General features: G+C 57.6%; 19 protein-coding genes. 14 read left to right on the top strand and 5 right to left on the bottom strand.

What is annotated here, in order from left to right; genetic code table 11:
• Positions 1 to 67: 67 nt before the first annotated feature.
• Genes VMN77_00990 through VMN77_01005 form a run of 4 tightly spaced genes read left to right on the top strand, consistent with a single transcriptional unit; the run spans position 68 to position 2,738 of the window.
• Positions 68 to 679, top strand: a complete 612-nt coding sequence (locus tag VMN77_00990; GenBank protein ID HTN42354.1) for a 5-formyltetrahydrofolate cyclo-ligase — start codon at positions 68 to 70, stop codon at positions 677 to 679.
• A complete protein-coding gene (gene folD / locus VMN77_00995) occupies positions 676 to 1,524 on the top strand; it encodes a bifunctional methylenetetrahydrofolate dehydrogenase/methenyltetrahydrofolate cyclohydrolase FolD (protein ID HTN42355.1) in 849 nt (282 codons plus the stop codon). Before VMN77_00990 ends, folD begins: the two co-directional genes overlap by 4 nt.
• A gap of 45 nt (positions 1,525 to 1,569) precedes the next feature.
• Positions 1,570 to 2,370 (top strand): 3-methyl-2-oxobutanoate hydroxymethyltransferase, encoded by an 801-nt coding sequence (panB, locus tag VMN77_01000; protein ID HTN42356.1) that lies wholly within the window; start codon positions 1,570 to 1,572, stop codon positions 2,368 to 2,370.
• Positions 2,371 to 2,405: 35 nt separating this feature from the next.
• The gene (locus VMN77_01005; protein HTN42357.1) at positions 2,406 to 2,738 is read left to right on the top strand and encodes a hypothetical protein; all 333 of its coding nucleotides are present in this window, start codon (positions 2,406 to 2,408) and stop codon (positions 2,736 to 2,738) included.
• On the opposite strand, the gene VMN77_01010 is transcribed toward VMN77_01005, so the two are convergent.
• The 3 genes from VMN77_01010 to VMN77_01020 are packed head-to-tail and all read right to left on the bottom strand — an operon-like array spanning position 2,732 to position 6,481.
• Positions 2,732 to 3,958 (bottom strand): aspartate aminotransferase family protein, encoded by a 1,227-nt coding sequence (locus VMN77_01010; GenBank protein ID HTN42358.1) that lies wholly within the window; start codon positions 3,956 to 3,958, stop codon positions 2,732 to 2,734. The genes VMN77_01005 and VMN77_01010 overlap by 7 nt on opposite strands.
• A 10-nt stretch (positions 3,959 to 3,968) precedes the next feature.
• Positions 3,969 to 5,399, bottom strand: a complete 1,431-nt coding sequence (locus tag VMN77_01015; protein ID HTN42359.1) for an acyl-CoA reductase — start codon at positions 5,397 to 5,399, stop codon at positions 3,969 to 3,971.
• Positions 5,396 to 6,481 (bottom strand): long-chain fatty acid--CoA ligase, encoded by a 1,086-nt coding sequence (locus VMN77_01020; protein ID HTN42360.1) that lies wholly within the window; start codon positions 6,479 to 6,481, stop codon positions 5,396 to 5,398. Before VMN77_01020 ends, VMN77_01015 begins: the two co-directional genes overlap by 4 nt.
• 271 nt (positions 6,482 to 6,752) lie before the next feature.
• On the opposite strand from VMN77_01020, the gene VMN77_01025 reads away from it, so the two are divergent.
• The 6 genes from VMN77_01025 to VMN77_01050 all read left to right on the top strand — a co-directional run bounded on the left by VMN77_01025 (position 6,753) and on the right by VMN77_01050 (position 11,859).
• Positions 6,753 to 7,646: a thiamine pyrophosphate-dependent enzyme gene (locus VMN77_01025; protein HTN42361.1), complete on the top strand. Its 894-nt coding sequence runs from the start codon at positions 6,753 to 6,755 to the stop codon at positions 7,644 to 7,646.
• Positions 7,643 to 8,353, top strand: a complete 711-nt coding sequence (locus VMN77_01030) for a 2-oxoacid:acceptor oxidoreductase family protein (GenBank protein ID HTN42362.1) — start codon at positions 7,643 to 7,645, stop codon at positions 8,351 to 8,353. Before VMN77_01025 ends, VMN77_01030 begins: the two co-directional genes overlap by 4 nt.
• 24 nt (positions 8,354 to 8,377) lie before the next feature.
• Positions 8,378 to 8,677, top strand: a complete 300-nt coding sequence (locus VMN77_01035; protein HTN42363.1) for a 4Fe-4S dicluster domain-containing protein — start codon at positions 8,378 to 8,380, stop codon at positions 8,675 to 8,677.
• 23 nt (positions 8,678 to 8,700) lie between these two features.
• A complete protein-coding gene (locus VMN77_01040; GenBank protein ID HTN42364.1) occupies positions 8,701 to 9,465 on the top strand; it encodes a carbon monoxide dehydrogenase beta subunit family protein in 765 nt (254 codons plus the stop codon).
• 15 nt (positions 9,466 to 9,480) lie between these two features.
• Positions 9,481 to 10,842, top strand: coding sequence for a transketolase C-terminal domain-containing protein (locus VMN77_01045; protein ID HTN42365.1), 1,362 nt, complete (start codon positions 9,481 to 9,483; stop codon positions 10,840 to 10,842).
• 90 nt (positions 10,843 to 10,932) lie between these two features.
• Positions 10,933 to 11,859, top strand: coding sequence for a phosphoribosylaminoimidazolesuccinocarboxamide synthase (locus tag VMN77_01050; protein ID HTN42366.1), 927 nt, complete (start codon positions 10,933 to 10,935; stop codon positions 11,857 to 11,859).
• A gap of 7 nt (positions 11,860 to 11,866) precedes the next feature.
• Here the strand turns inward: VMN77_01050 and VMN77_01055 are convergent, their stop codons facing one another.
• Together VMN77_01055 and VMN77_01060 are read right to left on the bottom strand one after the other, a co-directional pair.
• Complete coding sequence (locus VMN77_01055) at positions 11,867 to 12,121, bottom strand: hypothetical protein (GenBank protein HTN42367.1); 255 nt, start codon at positions 12,119 to 12,121, stop codon at positions 11,867 to 11,869.
• Between the two features lie 39 nt (positions 12,122 to 12,160).
• On the bottom strand, positions 12,161 to 12,520 hold the full coding sequence (locus VMN77_01060; protein HTN42368.1) for a hypothetical protein: 360 nt from the start codon (positions 12,518 to 12,520) through the stop codon (positions 12,161 to 12,163).
• A gap of 211 nt (positions 12,521 to 12,731) precedes the next feature.
• Here VMN77_01060 and VMN77_01065 point away from each other — a divergent pair, with 211 nt between their 5' ends.
• The 4 genes from VMN77_01065 (at position 12,732) to pal (ending at position 18,048) form a co-directional block, all read left to right on the top strand.
• The gene (locus VMN77_01065; GenBank protein HTN42369.1) at positions 12,732 to 14,963 is read left to right on the top strand and encodes an NADP-dependent isocitrate dehydrogenase; all 2,232 of its coding nucleotides are present in this window, start codon (positions 12,732 to 12,734) and stop codon (positions 14,961 to 14,963) included.
• 178 nt (positions 14,964 to 15,141) lie between these two features.
• Positions 15,142 to 16,005 (top strand): GGDEF domain-containing protein, encoded by an 864-nt coding sequence (locus VMN77_01070; protein ID HTN42370.1) that lies wholly within the window; start codon positions 15,142 to 15,144, stop codon positions 16,003 to 16,005.
• A 77-nt stretch (positions 16,006 to 16,082) separates the two neighbouring features.
• Positions 16,083 to 16,367 (top strand): GYD domain-containing protein, encoded by a 285-nt coding sequence (locus VMN77_01075; protein ID HTN42371.1) that lies wholly within the window; start codon positions 16,083 to 16,085, stop codon positions 16,365 to 16,367.
• A 22-nt stretch (positions 16,368 to 16,389) separates the two neighbouring features.
• Positions 16,390 to 18,048 (top strand): peptidoglycan-associated lipoprotein Pal, encoded by a 1,659-nt coding sequence (gene pal / locus VMN77_01080; GenBank protein ID HTN42372.1) that lies wholly within the window; start codon positions 16,390 to 16,392, stop codon positions 18,046 to 18,048.
• The last annotated feature ends 51 nt before the right edge of the window (positions 18,049 to 18,099 follow it).

Here is an 18,099-nt window from a genome sequence, read left to right on the forward strand (position 1 = left end):
AATCACGTTATAGGTCTTGTTGACAACCCGACAATCCGCCTGATATCCTACCTCCGGATCAACGCCCATGACCCACGTGACCACGATCGATGAAGAAAAGCGACGTCTGCGCGCGGATGTTTTGGCCGCACGAAACCGGCTCACGACGGCCCAGCGGGTGATCCGAAGCGCGGACATTCTTGGAAACCTGTTCGAGCTGGAGGCCGTGCGTGATGCGAATTGGATTCATTTTTATGTTTCCAACGGCAGCGAGGTCGAGACGACCGGGATGATCGCGCATGCCTTGTCGTTGGGAAAACGGGTTACCGTGCCGAAGATGGAAACGTCGTCCAAACAATTGATGCTCTCGGAATTGAAGGACCCGGTGCGCGAGCTCGTCCCGAATTCGATCGGAATCCCGGAGCCGAGGCCCGAAGCCGTCCGTCCGGTCGAATCCGACCGCATGGACCTGTTCATCGTACCGGGTATCGCCTTCGACCCCGCCGGAAACCGGCTGGGACAGGGCGCCGGATACTACGATCGTCTCTTGGCGCCTGTGTCGGTGGGTGTTCCAATTATTGGGCTCGCGTTCGAGTTGCAAATCGTGGAGCGGGTCCCGACCGGGGATCACGATATCCGGGTAAATTGGATCATCACGGAAAAAAGAACCATTCTATCAACGCGCGAACGGGACCACTGATGGCGGAAATCATCGATGGCAAGAAGATTGCGGCCGAGATCAGAGAACGGATCAAAGAAGACGCCAAACTCCTGACGGCGGAAGGACGCCGGCCCGGGCTGGCCGCGGTACTGGTGGGGGACAACCCGGCCTCGGTGATCTACGTCCGGAACAAGCGCAAGGCTTGTGAAGAGGTCGGGATCTATTCCGAGGAGCACAAGCTTCCGGCCACCACAAAACAGGAGGACCTGCTCAACCTGATCTACCGGCTCAACAACGATCCGAAGATCCACGGCATCCTGATCCAGCTTCCGCTTCCGAAGCATCTCGAAGCCGAGCCGGTGTTGTACGCCGTTTCTCCCAAGAAGGATGTGGACGGTCTCCATCCCAACAACGTCGGACATCTCACGATGGGCTCCCCGGTTTTTGTTCCCTGCACGCCGGCGGGGGTGATGGCCATGCTGGATTACCACAAGATCCCGATCGAAGGGCAACGGGCCGTGATCATCGGGCGGAGCAATCTCGTGGGAAGGCCGGTCGGTCTTTTATTGATGCACCGGAACGCCACGATCACGGTCTGCCATTCGCGCACACGCGACATCGAAGCGGTCTGTCGGGAAGGGGACATCCTGATCGCCGCGATCGGAAGGCCGCGCTTTGTCACGGCAGAGATGGTCAAGGAGGGCGCCGCCGTGATCGACGTGGGGATCAATCGCCTTCCGGACGGCAAGCTGGTCGGGGACGTCGATTATGAAGCGGTCTCAAAAAAAGCCGGCTGGATCACGCCCGTCCCGGGAGGGGTCGGCCCCATGACGATCGCCATGTTGCTCCAGAACACCTTGGAATCGGCCAAACGGACCTTGTAAGGGCGGATATATCGGAGCGGGGCCGGGAGCTCCCTGCGGTGGATTATGGTAAAGAAAATCACCATTCTCGATCTTCTCAAACGTAAGCGCGACGGCAAAAAGCTCACAATGCTCACCGCCTACGATTTTCCCTTCGCCCAGATCGTGGATGAGGCGGGGATCGATATGATCCTGATCGGGGATTCCCTGGGCGTCGTGGTTCAAGGCCACACCAACACGCTTCCCGTGACGATGGAGGAGATGCTCTACCATACCCGGATTGTATCCCGCGCGGTGGAGCATGCCTTGGTGATCGGCGACATGCCCTTCATGTCGTTTCAGCCCGGCGTGGAGGATGCCGTTCGCAACGCCTGCCGCTTTCTTCAAGCCGGCGCCACGGCCGTGAAACTGGAAGGGGGCGAGGCGGTCCTCGATCGGATACGGGCCCTGGCCCGTATGGATATTCCGGTCATGGGTCATATCGGCCTCACGCCGCAGTCGATTCACCGCATGGGCGGTTACAAGGTCCAGGGCCGCGAACCGGCCATGGCCGAGCGGATCATGGCCGATGCGAGAGCGGTCGAGGAAGCCGGCGCCTTCGCGGTCGTTCTGGAGGGAATTCCGATGGACCTGGGCCGGAAGATCACGAAGGCCCTATCGATCCCCACGATCGGCATCGGGGCCGGACCGCACTGCGACGGCCAGGTCCTGGTGATCCATGATTTATTGGGTTTGTTTGAGCGCTTCCATCCCACCTTCGTAAAAACCTACGTGAATCTCAAGGCCCAGGCTCTCGAGGCCATCCAGCGCTACAAGGAGGAAGTCGAGCTGGGGAAGTTTCCGTCCGAGGATGAGAGCTATAAATAAGGCCCCATACCGTTTCGCCGGATTCCGTCTATATCATGTGGTGGCGGTTTAAAAAGCGACAGGAGGATGATCTCGCCCGTTTGGTCTCGGCCTACCGCTTTCTCCTCAAGGTCTCATTGCAGAACGCGCCCGACGCCTTGCAGCCGTGGCGGGGGGCCTTCGGCCAGGCCTTCCGGCTTTTCTTTTATGACTGGCCCTCCCCGAACGAGTTGCGACGCTTTGAAAAGAAAATGCTCCGCCGACTCAAGAAGACCGTCGATGTGCCCCGGGCCTTCATCATGGCTTTCAACGATTTTCTGGATCAGAAGGCCTTGAGCCCGGAGGAGTTGGATGAGGTGATCAAACGGGGTCAGGAGGCCTTTTATTGATTCGTAGCCCTCGAGAGCGCTTCCCGCATGATCTCGAGTCCCTGATCGAGTTCCGCTTCCGTGATGATCAGGGGCGGGGCCAGACGAACGACCGTATTGGAATGCAAGGTCCAGCCGAGGATCAGGCCGGCGTCGCGGCAGTTGGTCGCAAAGCGTTTCGTTAAATTTGCATTGTTTAATTCGAATCCAATCAGCAATCCTTTCCCTCGGACGTCCTTCACGCCGCCGATCCGCGACAAGGTATTTAGCCGGTCCCTAAGGTATTGACCCAGCCGCTCGGCGCGCTCCGGAAGTTTGTTCTCAATCAGAAAGTCCAGCGCCGCCAGTCCCGCGGCGCAGCAGACCGGATGGCCTCCGAAGGTCGTCACGTGGGAGAGGGGCGGATTTTCGGACAGCGTCCTCATGATTTCCGGCCGGCTCACAAAGGCGCCCAGCGGCATTCCGCCTCCAAGGGCCTTGGCCAGTACAAGAATGTCCGGCACGACATCCCAATGTTGGGAGGCGAAAAGCTTTCCGGTCCGGCCCATTCCGGTCATGACTTCATCGAAGATCAGCAGCGCGCCGGTCTCGTTGCAGCGTTGGCGAAGGGCCGGGAGGAAATCATCGGTGGGAAGATTCACGCCGCCCTCGCCCTGTATCGGCTCGACGATCACGGCGGCCGTCCGGCGGTCGATCGTCTTCAGAGAATGCAGGCGGTTGAACGGGATGAAGACGACGTCGGGCAACAAGGGACGGAAGGGTTTCCGATACACCTCGCGTCCCGTTACGGAGAGCGATCCTTGAGAATCGCCGTGAAAGCCGCCTTTGAACGCGACAAGTTTTTTTCGCTTCGTGTATTTCTTGGCCGTTTTGAGCGCGCCTTCGTTGGCTTCCGTTCCGCTGTTCGTGAAGTAGGTGACCGAAAGCGGAAGGGGGACCACCTGAGCCAAGCGCTTGGCCAGGCGGACCTGCGGTTCCTGAATATACTCGCCGTAGACCATGACGTGAAGATAGCGCGCGGCCTGATCCCCGACGGCCTTGACCACGGCCGGGTGGGCATGTCCCAGATTCGCCACGCCGATGCCCGAGATGAAGTCGAGATATTTCTTCCCTGATCGATCCGTAATCCGGCAACCCTCGGCACGGTCCACCTCGATTCCCATCGGCTCGGACGAAGTCTGGCAGACGTAGCGCAGGAAATCTTCTATTTGGTCGTCCCGACTTATCTCCTTACTCTTCACGCCTCACTCCTCACGGCATCTCAAGATCCACCCACCGCACGCGGTCCGCGATGAAACGTCTCCCGTCCTGCGGCCACCCGGCCGGCGGCTGTTGCATCCGCCCGACCGGGCATATTCGGCTTGCACCGGTGCGTCCGAGGCATTCGGCCAGCGCGGGCCGGCGGGATTCATGAACGGCGACACCGACCCCCTGAAGATACGGCCGCCAGGATTCCAGAAAGGGCGGGACATGGATCAGATCATCGATCGGCTTGACCCGGACGGTCCGGTAAAGCGGGGACAAGACGAAAGAAGGATCGGCCTCATAGATCACGGTCCAGGATGTTCCGGTTTCGCTCCCGAAGACGATCACTTCCTCCCCATCGGCCTGTTTAATCTCGGCCACGCTTCGGACCTGATGGACTCGCGCGGCCGTGGCGGTATCGAGGGTGCCCCGGGGCAGTTCGTGTTCCAGACGTTTCAGCTCCTCCGCCAACGCCCTGGCGAACTGACGGGGAAAATGGTCGCCTCCGGTTTCAACGTAAAACAGATGCGGGGAGAGACAGCCCTGTTGATCATACATCGCGACGTCGAGGGCGGCGCCCCGGGTTACCTGTTTGAGATCGCCCAGGGCTTCCCGGCCGATCAGGCCCAGGCTAGCACGATGCCCGTACCCGATGAAGCGGCCCGAAACCGCTTGGCGCTGAGCCGCGGAATGCCGAACGTCTGTGACGGCTTCATCGCCTCCGGTGGCCGTGACCAACTCGCTTCGGCTGAAGGCCACTCCTTCAAGGCTTTCGGCCTCGGGCCGGCCTCCGGGCCAGGCGACCATCGCGAGGCAGTGGGCGAGGCGGGGTTCGATTCGAACGAGCATCTGAGAGAACAGAACCGGCGATAACGGCTCGTGGGAGGAAACCTTGCAAAGGCAGGCCGATTTTGTGAGCAGGGTAGCGATGATGTCGGAGATCCCGAGTCCGGGGATGTTTCCGGCGAGGATGTTCGTCGTGATTCGGGGTCCGACGGCTCGGGTCAGACGGGCCGGATCCTCCTGTCTCGCAAGAAACCCGTCCAGCATGCCCTCATTTCCCAATTCGTGTCGTAGGACCCTGAAAAGGGCGTCTTTCCGGTAACCCTCCATAATTCGCGTGAGGCCGACTCGGATCATCGCTGGGGACAGGCCGGTGATGTGCGGCAGGACACGTTCGGCCGTTTGCCGCGCGGGATCGTCCGGTTTCAACCATCGCGCCGCGGCCTCGTCGATCAAGTCCAGAAGGACCGCGGTGGGTTGTCTCGAAAGAAACTGGTCCTGCGCCCCCAGGAGATGATTGATCACGTCGGAGAGGGTGGTGGCGGTCAAGAGGGGGAGACGGATTTGAACCGGCCCGAATTTCAGGGTCGTAAAATTCGAGATCTTGATGGGGGGCGGGAGGAAGAAACCGTCCAGTGTCAGGGGATCGATCATTGGATACCCAGTATGTCTTCGACCAGCAACGAGCAGCCTCGGGTCTCCGTGCCGGCGAGGCGTCCGGTGATCTCAAACCCGTCCGCGACTTCCAGACCGATGTCCTCGGTCTGGAGCGCCGATACCGAACCGCAATTCGCCAGGTCAAAATGGCGAAGAACGCCCGTGGACCCCTGCGGCCGGTCTTCCAGCGTTTCCGGGTCCACCGCCCGCGTTCGGACCCAGGGCGGTACTCGTTTGTGGCGCGGTCGCGCGATGCCGTTGAGATGGTCGGACAACGAGTTGTCATAAAATTGGGATCCCATTTCGGTCATGCCGTACTCGTTGACGATGTGCGTTTGGGGGACCCCCAGCGCTTCTTCAAAACGACGGTAGAGTTCGGGTTTTGAAAGATCGATCTTCCGACCCTTCAATCCGCCGGTGTCCATGATCCGACTGCCCGGCGGCAATCGAAAGGACGCGCGTCGCGCCTGACAATAATCCAAGAATTGGTGAAACGCAAGCGTAACCCCGGACAGCAGCACCGGCCTGTTTTGTTCACAGGTCTCTCTCAGCGATCGAAAGAGCCCTTCGAGGTCGAGGCCCGCGTCGCTTATAAAATAGACCGAGTCAGGTCCCCCGTATTCCTGCCGGACGACCTCCATCATATGGGCCAACGAAGAGTGAGGCCAGACCTCCGGAGAGCCCGTCAGGATAAGCATTCGGAGTTCGACAAGATCCGGCAGCAGGTGGACTGTAAAATTAGGAAGAATCGATGCACGATAGATATCCAATCTCGGGATCAAGTGCCGTCCGCGTTTGGTCGGGCCCTGCGATGTGCCGCTGGTGAAAAAAACCTTCTCGGGACGATCGCAGGCGAGATCGAGTTCTTTGAATGCGGCGGTGGGAACAGCCGGAATTTCGCGCCAGGATCCCACCCTGTCCGGCGTTTGATTCTTGGCCTCACAGTATCGCCGGTAAGAAGGATTGCGCTCGTATTGAAACGCAAACACACGGAGGGCCAATGTGTCAAATCGTCCCTCGACAGGGTGCCGGATAAAATCCAGAACTTCTTCGTAAATGACGTCTGTTTTCCTGTTCATGGCGATGAGGCCTTATTATACGCCGGAGTGGCAAGGGTGGCAACTGAGGATTCGACGCATTTCTTGTTGACTAAGGGACGGAATCTGATTTATAGTAACTAGGTTGTGGGAGAAGGAAAAAAATGGGTGGGCCGGGCCTTTATAAAGCTGGGTCTTTATAAAAATGCAGAATAGGTCTTTTGGCTCATTGACGAATGCAGTGAATTTCGATAGGATAAACACAAATTTCCAGGGTTTTCCGAAGTAAATCCATCGTAGAAGGAGGCGGGCAATGAGTTTAGATTATGTCAAGGCGACACCCGGTTTTGAGAAATACATGCCGAAGGATTACCGAGACCTGATCGAACACGGTCCGTTCGGAAAAAAGGTCTCTGTCTCCCAGGTTGGAACGTTCAAAGAAGTTCTTGAAGAGCATCCGATGTGCGCGGGTTGCGCCATGACCCTCTTCATCCGTCTTTCCCTCATCGCCTTGCCCAATCCGGAGGACACCATTACGGTCGGCACCGCCGGTTGCGGTCGCCTGGCCCTCTCTCAGGCCGCTATCCCGTTTGTGTACGGAAATTACGGCGACACCAACGCCGTGGCCTCGGGGCTAAAACGCGGCTTGATGACGCGATTTCCGAATAAGGCCAAAGACGTGGTCGTGATGGCCGGAGATGGCGGGCTGGCCGATATCGGGTTCTCCATGCTGATGCATTCCTGGTTCCGGAAGGAAAAATTCACAACCATCATGCTGGATAACGAAGTCTACGGGAACACCGGGGGCCAGGAAAGCGGAATGACCAATATCGGTTCGGTCCTGAAGATGGCCCCGCTGGGCAAGAAGTTCGAAAAGATCGATATGCCGGATCTGGCCAAGACGGCCGGCTGCGCCTATGTGGCGGTCGTCGTGCCCAACAATCCCCGTCGGGTGGAACAGGCCATCAAGAAAGCGGTCCTGATCGCCCGGGAGGTCGGACCGACCTATATCCAGGCCTATACCTCCTGCAACATCGAGTATGCCATCCCCACCGACAAAGTCATGGAGGACGCGAAAAACGTCGAGAACGACCGGTATCAATTCAAGGAGTTTATCACCGACGAAGCCAAGGAATATCTGGCCGAGAAATGGGGCTATAAGGAGTACGCCAAGAAAGCCATCCAAACCACGGAGGTGGCGAAATGAGATTCAACATCCGGATGGCGGGAGTCGGTGGCCAGGGCGTCGTGACCGCGTCTCACGTCTTTTCGACCGCCGTGATCAATGCCGGCGGCGAGAGCACGATCGTTCCGTTCTACGGATCCGAAAAGCGCATGGCCCCGGTCGAATCGTATGTTCGCGTCTCCAGCGAGAAGATCTACGAGATCGGGGAGATCATGTTTCCCCACATCATCATGGTGTTCCATCCCCAGGTCATCACCCACGGCAAGTCTTACACCATGCCGTTTCATTTCGGAATCAAAGACGGGGGAACAATTCTGGTCAACTCCAAAGAAGAAATTCCCTTGCCCGGCGATGAAATGGCCGATCTCGTAGGCCGGGGTGTTCAGTTCCGTTATCTCGCAGCGACCCAGATGGCGCTCGATGTCGCGGGGACGGACTTGGCCACCAACATGGCGATGGTCGGAGCGATCTCCGGCATCACCGGCCTCACGACACGGGAGGCCGTGGCCCAGGCGGTCAAGGAACGGTTTCTGGGAAAAGGGTTCGTCGTCTCGGGCGGCACCGCCTCGCTGGACTCGGTCGTCGAACGGAAATTCAAGCACAAACAGGAATTGCTCGAGAAAAACATCGCTGCCGTAAACGCCGCCTGGGATTATGCCGAAGCCCACAACTGGCAGATGGGCAAGCAGGCGGCCAAGGAGGTTCCGGCCCAGTCCGGACGGAAATAACCCGAACCCCATACAAGGAGCCTCATGTATCTTGTCGCGAATATCGATCCGGGAATCTGCGGCGCCACCAGTTGTACGCTGTGCACCCAGTTCTGCCCCGAAGCCAATACGATTCAGTACGATAAAGTCCGGAAGACCGCCTTCGTTGCGGTGGACCGGTGCAAAGGATGCGCGCAATGCGTCTGGGTCTGCGACAACATGGCGAAGCATCACGCCATCAAGATGGTGATGATCGACCAACTTCCGGAGGAGTTTACCTCCAAAAACACCCGGACCATGTCGTACGAGCAGGAAGATCTTAAACCCTCACCCATCAATAAATAAAATTTAAGAGCGAGCGGGGACCCATGTACTTAAAAAAAGAGCACCTTCTGACAAAAGACGAATCCTATGTGTTGAAACCCGGTCCGGAGGGCTACGTTCCCCCCGCGGCCGCGTCCATGGGGATCGAGTTGCCGGACCCGGGCGAGGGTCTGGTTTACGGTCGCAAGGTGAATGAAGATGCCGTGATGGAAGAGATCGCGAGGCAGATGCTGACCCGGAAAAACCCGACGATATTCCCGGGGCCGCTGGTTTTGTGGGCCTGGAATGAGCATGCCGTGATCAAGGGACAGGCCGTCCTCGAGCTTGCGAGCGAGATCCCGGGCGTGATGATCATCCCGATGCCGGATTACCGTCCTAAATACCCCAAGATCGAACCGGAGGAAGAAATCAATCCCAATCATCCCAACTTAACGATCTGGCACAACAAGATCGAGGTCTGCATCTTCATCGGCGTGCATTGTCATTATGCCAACCTGACACTGAAGATGATCCGCGCCGGGACCAACTGTCTGACGGCGGCGGTCTGCGCCGAACAGGGGCATGAGGACGCGATGCTGACGATTCGGGATTCGGAAGAAAACAAGATCCGGCGGCTGGGCCAGGTGATCCGGAAAGTGCGCGAGTCCATGGGGATCCCTGCCCCGGCCCGTCCTCCCTACGGGGGCGGAAAACGCGAAATCGTAACGGCGGAGGAATGGGCCAAGATCCGTGAACAGGGGCTGGCGATGTCAATGGCGGGCGCGCCGAAGGGAATGCCGCTTCGCGAAGGCCAGATGCCCCGCGTTTAAAATGGGGAGGAGACGATGAGCGAATCAAGCGAGACCGAGCAGAAAACGAATCCTCAGGGAGACCCGATCACCTCGGCGGCCGTCAAAACCGAACCCGGAAAAGACCCGCATGCCGAGGCCAAAAAGCAACGGGTCGTCACGCCGGAATATCTGTTTTTCGAGGCCCCGCGCGAGCGCGTCTTCATCACCGGTTCGGAGGCCGGAAAAGAAGCGATCCGTCGGGCCAACGTGGATTTCTCGGTAGCCTATCCGATCACGCCCCAAAGCGAGACGATGCAGTTGATCGGTGTCCTGTACGGCGAAGGGTACGTCAAGGAATACTATCGCGGCGAAGAAGAATACGGGGTGATGTCGGCCATGGCCGGGGCTTCCCGCGCCGGAGTTCGCTGTTTCACGGCCACCGCCGGACCGGGCACCCTGCGCGGAATCGAGGCGATCGCTTCCTGGCCGGGCCATCGTCTTCCGGCCGTCGCGATCTTTACCTGTCGCGTGGTCAACGCCCCGCTCGCGATTCAGCCGGATAATATCGAAATTTCCTATCTATTGAACACCGGGATGATCCTGTTCCATGCCGAGAACCAACAGGACGTGTTCGATTTCATCCTAAAGTCGTTTATCATTTCGGAAATGAACGACGTGACGCTTCCGGTGGGCATTGCCTACGACGGCTTTTTCGTCACCCATGCCCGCGGTTACGTCATGATGCCCCCCAAGGATATTAAGCTTCCTCCCCGCGAGGCGTATCACGGGGCGGTCCCGGTTCTGGACGCCGAAAATCCCCCGGCCCGACTTTCCCGCGACGCCCCGGTCCAAAAAAGCAATTTCATGTCGTACAACATTCATGCCGTCTGGCAGCAGGAAGTCTGGGCGGCGCAGGAGCGTGCGAAAAAATATATCCGCCGGTATATGGACGGGCTGCTCGAAGTGAACAATCCGGACGCGGACATTTTCCTCGTGGCCTCGGGTTCGGCCGCGGCGCAGTCCCGTGAGGCCGTTCGGCTTCTGGAAGAACAGGGAGTCCATACCGGTTTGATCAAGCTCCGGTCCTTGCGGCCGTTCCCGACCTTGGAGCTCCAGGAAGCCTGCCGGAACGCCAAGCTGATCGTGATCCCGGAGTTCAATTACCCCGGTTGGATGGCCCGGGAGGTTTCGACCGCACTGTACGGCGAATGCCATGCCAAAATGATAGCCGGTCCCCGGGTATTCGGCGGGATGACGATGCCGGTCGAATTGATCGTCGAGCGTGTTCTCGGCGGCCTGCGCCAGGTGGACCCGAAGCGGGTTCCGGTGGGGGTGAATGTCGGCGGAGCGCCATCGATCGAGACCGCGAAGCTGGTTTCCAAGGAAGATGTGACCCGATTCATGCAGAATATTTAGCAGGTTTGTGTTCATAGTCAAACAACAAGGCCCTCGGATCATCCGGAGGGCCTTGTTTATTCCGTCGGATTAATTGGAGAGCGCATGACGATGATCGCGAAGACAAACCGGTGGGACGGTCCGCTTGTCCTGGAAACGGACCTGAAAACCCTGGGTCCCAAAAAGCAGGGGAAAGTACGGGATATTTACGATCTGGGAAACGCGCTCCTTCTGGTGGCGACGGACCGGATCTCGGCCTTCGACGTGGTCCTGCCGGATGGTATTCCCGGAAAAGGGTATGTGCTGACCCAGCTTTCGAAATTCTGGTTCGAGTGGTTCGCGTCGGCCGATAAAACCTTCTCGCATCATTTGATCACCGCCGACGTCGAGAAATTTCCGCAGTCCTGTCTGCGGTTTAAGGAAATCCTTTCCGGGCGCAGCATGCTCGTTCGGAAGGCCAAACCCCTTCCGGTCGAATGCATCGTTCGGGGATATCTATCCGGTTCGGGGTGGAAGGAATACCGGCAGGGAGGGACGATATGCGAGCTCCCGCTTCCGTCCGGATTACGGGAGTCCGAAAAACTCCCTGAAACAATTTTCACGCCGTCCACCAAGGCCGTCGAGGGACACGACATGAATATATCCTTCGAACGGATGAAGGAGGCGGTGGGGGAGAAGGTCGCGGAGGCGGCCAAATCCATGAGTTTGACCCTCTACAAGCGGGCCTCGGAGTTCGCGCGCAGCCGCGGAATCATCATCGCCGACACCAAGTTGGAGTTCGGCCTCGATCCGCGAACGGGGGGCCTCATGGTAATCGACGAGGTCCTGACCCCGGACTCCTCCCGGTTCTGGCCGGCGGACGGCTACGTTCCCGGAAGAGCTCAACCCAGTTTTGACAAACAATTCGTGCGCGACTATCTGGATTCCCTGCCGTGGGACCATCGTCCTCCGGCGCCGAGCCTGCCGAAAGAAGTGATCCAGAAGACGACCGACAAATACTTCGAGGCCCTGGACCGTTTAACCGACCGGAATTCATGAAACGGGGTTATCGAGGATTCGGATCCCGGACGACCTCGGGATTTTCGGGATCTTCCAAGTCTCCCCGGGCGATGTAGTCCGCCCAGATCAAGACCATATTCCCGCTGTCCCGGATGGCCCGGATTCCGTCCTTGAGGTGCTGGATCATCGAGGGGGTGGCGCCGTTGCGTTCGATTTCGTCCAGCTCGTTCGACAGCGTTCGATTCAGTTTTTCAAGGGCGCCGGCCACCTCGGCCAGTGCCTGTTTCATTTCGGGTGTCAACGGCGCCTCCGTTTCTTATTGGCCCGGGCCGCAGGACGGTTATTCATATGCTTCCGCCGGCATGGACTCGTTGAATTCAAAGTGACAGCTTTTGCAGTGGAGAAAGATCCGGCTGTCCCGAACGGTGAATGTGCAACGAAAATCCATCTCAGCCCCGCGCTTCGTACATTTTGGGCACACGGTATCCTTGAGCCAGGAAACGATGTCCGGATTGGATAGGCGGTAGAGATTGTTTTCGGAGCTGACGGGGAAGGAATATCGGCACCCGACGCAGACGGCGGTGTAGACATTCTCTCCATCCGGATTTTCCGATTTGATGCGGACGGAAAAGTCCTGTTTGCGACAGATCGGACAGGCCGCCTGGCCTAATTGGCGTTGTATGGTTTCCAGAGTGGGCATGTTTTTTTAACGATCCCAGTATAACAGACCCCGATCTTGCCGCGCAAGCGTTGGGAAGCCAAGGTGCATGATGAAGACTCCCTTACGCGCATACGTAATTATTTTTGGAAAAATATCCTGTTGACAAGGATGCGATGGACTAAATATACTTATAAGCTCCCTGGCGATGTTGCATTTACAAACCGGATCGTAAAATAAGCGAGGAGAAGGCATGACCACCCCAAAATCGAAAATTATTTATACGCACACGGATGAAGCACCGATGCTGGCGACCTATTCGTTGCTTCCGATCATCAACGCCTTTACAAAGGCCGCGGGTGTGGCCGTTGAATTAAGGGACATATCCCTGGCCGGTAGAATTATCGCCAATTTTCCCGAATTTCTGACGGACCGGGAAAAACAATCGGATGATCTGGCCGAGCTGGGGAAGCTGGCCCTGACACCGGGAGCCAATATCATCAAGCTCCCCAATATCAGCGCCTCGATTCCGCAGATGAAGGCGGCCATCAAGGAATTGCAGTCGCAGGGGTACAAGCTGCCTGATTATCCCGAAGATCCAAAAAATGACAAAGAGAAAGACATTAAGGCGCGCTACGACAAGATCAAGGGCAGCGCGGTCAATCCGGTATTGCGGGAAGGCAACTCGGATCGCCGGGCGCCCCTCTCGGTCAAACAGTACGCCAAAAAGCACCCGCACAAGATGGGGCCTTGGTCACCGAATTCCAAAACGCATGTCGCGCACATGACGCATGGTGATTTCCGTTCCAACGAAAAATCGGTGACGGTCACGGAGCCCACCGAGGCGCGCATCGAATTCGTGGGCCAGGACGGCAAGACCACGGTTCTGAAGGCCAAGACGCCCCTGAAGGCGGGCGAGGTCATCGATGCCACGTTCATGAGTCGCCGCGTCCTGCGGGAGTTCCTCGAGGCTCAGATCGAGGAAGCAAAGAAGCAAGGTGTATTGTTCTCCATCCACCTCAAAGCCACCATGATGAAGGTCTCCGATCCCAAGATCTTCGGGCACGCCGTTTCGGTCTTCTTCAAGGATGTGTTTGAAAAACACGCGGCCCTGTTCCAGAAGCTGGGGGTCGATCCCGACAACGGCTTGGGCGACCTCTATGCCAAGATCAAAACCTTGCCGGAGGATCAACGGGCCGCCGTCGAAGCGGACATTCAAGCGGTCTATAAGAAGCGGCCCGCGCTGGCGATGGTGAACTCCGATAAAGGCATCACGAATCTGCACGTGCCCAGCGACGTGATTATCGACGCCTCTATGCCCCCGGTGATTCGCGATTCCGGGCAGATGTGGGGGCCCGACGGCAAGCTCCACGATACCAAAGCGGTCATCCCCGACGGCAGTTATGCCCCGGTCTATGAGGAGGTCATCGAATTCTGTAAAAAACACGGCGCCTTCGATCCGAAAACCATGGGGAGCGTTCCCAACGTCGGTCTGATGGCGCAGGCGGCGGAGGAATACGGATCCCACGACAAGACCTTCAAATCCCCGGGCAACGGCACGATCCGTGTGGTCAACGGATCGGGACAGACCTTGCTGGAACACCGGGTGGAGGAAGGGGATATCTGGAGGATGTGCCAGGTCAAGGATGCCCCGATCCAGGATTGGGTCAAGCTGGCGGTCAACCGGGCCAAAGCCACCGGCGCCCCGGCCGTCTTCTGGTTGGATAAAAACCGGGCCCATGACGCGGAGCTGATCAAGAAGGTCAATCGTTACCTGCCCGATCACGATACGAAAGGCCTCGACATCCGGATCATGTCCCCGGCGGAGGCCACGCGGTTTTCGCTGCAACGGATGAAAGAGGGGAAGGATACGATTTCCGTTACGGGGAACGTTTTGCGGGATTACCTGACCGACCTTTTCCCGATCCTCGAAATCGGAACCAGCGCAAAAATGCTTTCGATCGTCCCCCTGCTCAACGGAGGGGGCCTGTTCGAGACCGGGGCCGGGGGTTCCGCGCCCAAACATGTGCAACAGTTTCAGCAGGAAGGGTACCTACGCTGGGATTCCCTCGGAGAATTCCTGGCCCTGGCCGCCTCCTTGGAACATCTGGGCAAAACATCCAACAATGCGACCGCGAAGATTCTGGCGGATACACTCGACCGGGCCAACGCGAAGTTCCTGGAAAGCAACAAATCACCGGCACGGAAGGTGGGCGAGATCGATAACCGCGGGAGCCATTTTTATCTTGCCTTGTATTGGGCGCAAGCCCTGGCCGAGCAGACCGAAGACAAAAATCTTCAGGCCCGCTTTGCCAAGGTCGCCCAGCAGCTTGAACAGAATGAGGCCAGGATTGCCGCCGAATTGATCGGCGCCCAAGGGAAACCGGTTGATCTGGGGGGCTATTACCATCCGAATAGGGAAAAGGCGACGAAGGCGATGCGTCCGAGCCCGACGTTGAATTCGATCGTAGACGCGATCGCGTAAAAGGAAAAAATAAATCCAGGACCGTTTTAAGTCAAAGCCTGAGACAGAACGAGTGTCCTGTCTCGGGCTTTGCTTTTCCCCGCGTCCCCTTAAAAGGGAACCGGTAATTTGAATTATAAAGATGAGAGCGGGTCGGAAAATTCTAGACGGCTTCGCCCGAAAAGGCGGGTTCTTAATTTTGACCCTAGGATTCGCAAGCATCGCCGTCTTGGGCGTCCTCGATTATGCAACGGGCTATGAGTTCTCATTTTCGCTGTTTTACCTGATCCCCGTCTCCTTTGTCGCATGGTACCAAGGCCATCGGGCCGCCCTGGCGACGGCTTTATTAAGCGCCGTAACATGGGATCTGGCAAACACGCTGGCAGGCCAGACTTATTCCAATCCGGCCATCACCCTTTGGAACGGCGCGAGCCGGCTCGGCTTTTTTGTCATTGTCACATTCCTCATCTCGAGATTGAAAAAAGAACTGGATCGTGAACGGGAACTGTCCCGAACCGATCATTTGACGGGGGTGGGCAATAGCCGGGGCTTCTACGACATGGCGGCCGTCGAGATCCTCAGGGCGGAAAGACACCGGCATCCATTTTCCATTTGCTACATCGATCTGGACAATTTCAAGATCATCAACGACCAACACGGGCACAGCGTCGGCAACGCCGTCCTTCGAACCGTCGCCGTAACGCTGGGGGAGAACCTGCGGAAAATCGACCTGGTCGCCCGGCTGGGCGGTGACGAGTTTGTGGTCCTCTTTCCTGAAACGGACCCGGATTCGGCCCGCCCGGCGGTTGAAAAAATCCAACGCCTGCTCTTGAACGCCATGGAACATCACCGATGGCCGGTGAGCTTCAGCGTGGGAGTGGTGACCTATATATCTCCGCCACGGTCGGTCGACGAAATGATTCGGCGGGCGGATCATACCATGTACGAGGTGAAGAACGCGGGGAAAAATGCGGTCCGATTTTCCATCGGTCCGGAGGAAGCCGGGTTATTAAAGACCGACCGGGCGGACCGGGATAATCCGCTGATGAATGAAACAAGTTGAAAATCCAATCCGAACCGGGTACTCTAACCCCGTCCCGTCAATCTTCTCAATCGCTTCCAACACAAGGAGGGTTTACCATGCCGACCTATGTTTTGCTCAGCACATTGACCGATCAGGGCCGCAAAACCATCAAGGCCAAACCCAGTCGCATCAATCAGGTGAACAAGGAGATCGAGTCCATGGGGGCCAAGGTGATCGCGCAGTACGCTCTTTTGGGCCCGTATGACTTCGTAAACATCATCGAGGCCAAGGACAACAAGGCCATCGCCAAGATCTCGGTGGAACTGGGTTCCAGAGGTTCCGTTCAATTCCTGACGATGCCGGCGATTCCGATCGATGAGTTTATCGCATCCCTCAAATAGCATCTGCGCAACGGGATGGGACTTGATCGGGCGCGGTCTTAGGACGGGCCGTATCCTGGCCGCCGCTTACGCCGGACTCCTCATGGTCGGCTGCGCGTCGTTTCAGCCCGCGTCGTATACGCTGCAGGACGGCGAAATCTTTATCGCGCCCCGTCCTCAATTCTTCAATGTCGCCGTGGCGGGACTGGAAGACCGACGATCTCCGGAAGAGAGAAACTGGGCCGCCCAACAGAAGCTGCCGGCCAACCTCACCGAAATTGTGACCGAGCAAATGGTTCGACATCTTCGGGCCTCCCGGGTCTTCCGGCAAATCCAGGGCCTGTCCGAACCGTTTAACCCGTCTTCATCCGATGGGATCCGTAAACTCGGATCGCAGGGTATCGACGCGGTCTTGTTTGGAGACTTGGTTCATTTCTACGGCCAAAGCGGTCCGGACCGTCGAATCGAGGGGAAGGTAGGGTTTGCCAACCTGAAACTGATCAGCACCCGGACCGGAAAACCTCTCTGGGAAGGAGAGGCGGACAAGTTTCTGCTCCGGCAGGAAAAAAATCCGGGCCCGGCAACGGATTACGCCACCGAAGCGCTTCGCGGGGCGGTCAATCAATTGGCCATCCAACTCTCGGACCGGTCTTTTCCCCGTTCAATCCTTTATGCCTCCGATCAGCCTGAGACGCGGTATTGGCGTGTCGGAGTGTTATTGCCCGAGGATGCCCGGCCCCCGGAAGAAAGGAGCACAGAAGCGCGATTTCTCCTGGGCGATCGGAATTACCCGCTGTACAACGATCCGGCTAAAGGAACCGATACGCTCAACGAAGTTCCGAACCAATGGGCGGAGAAACTTCAAGAGGCAGGAATCTTCCGGGAGGTCGTCGGCATTCATCACACGGGGGGAAAATCCGAGGATTTGAGGGCGTGGTCGGATCAGGGCCTGGATGCCGTCTTGGCGAGCCGCTTGACCCGCTTATTTGCCCTGGTGGTTCCTCCCCATAATGAGCAGCCCTTTCAAACTTTGAGCGGGGGCATGGCTTATCCTCGTGTCTTTAAGGCGACCGCGCTGACCCGGATCGAGGATGTTGAGTTGATCGAGACCCGGACCGGGAATGTGTTGTGGAAGGGAGAAGCGGAGGAGGGGATCGACCGGACAATAAAGTCCTGGGTGTCCCCGATGAAACTGGTTCAGGAATCTTTAGGGACTACGCTCGACCGTTTGGTGAAGCAATTGACGTTGGCGAAGCTTGGGCTTCCTGTTCCCGTGGTGGAAACACCACCGGTGAAGACTGCCCCTAAACCAGAACAACCCCAGGAGCTGGCCCCGATCGCCAAACCTATTGAAACCCCGACTCCAGAGGAAAAAACACCGGCCGATGTCTATTTCGATTTCAATAAATACCTCATTCGTGACGATATGCGTCCGATCCTGGAAGAAAACGCTCGCTGGCTGGAGGACCACCCGGGTGTCAAGGTTCGCATTGAAGGTCATTGCGATGATCGGGGGACGACGGAATACAACCTGGCGCTGGGGGAACGGCGTGCAAAGACGGTGCAGAAAATACTCAAGGTGTATGGCATTGACGAGGCCAGGCTTTCAGTCATAAGTTATGGAGAGGAACATCCGGTATGCACGGATCATAACGAAGATTGTTATGCAAAAAACCGCCGGGTCCATCTCGAAATTCAATGAGGAATCGGGGTTGGACCGCAGTCGGTTAAACGGCTGGGTCTAAAGACCTAT

Source organism: Nitrospiria bacterium (assembly GCA_035498035.1).
In the GTDB taxonomy this organism is placed as follows: Bacteria; Nitrospirota; Nitrospiria; order JACQBZ01; family JACQBZ01; genus JACQBZ01.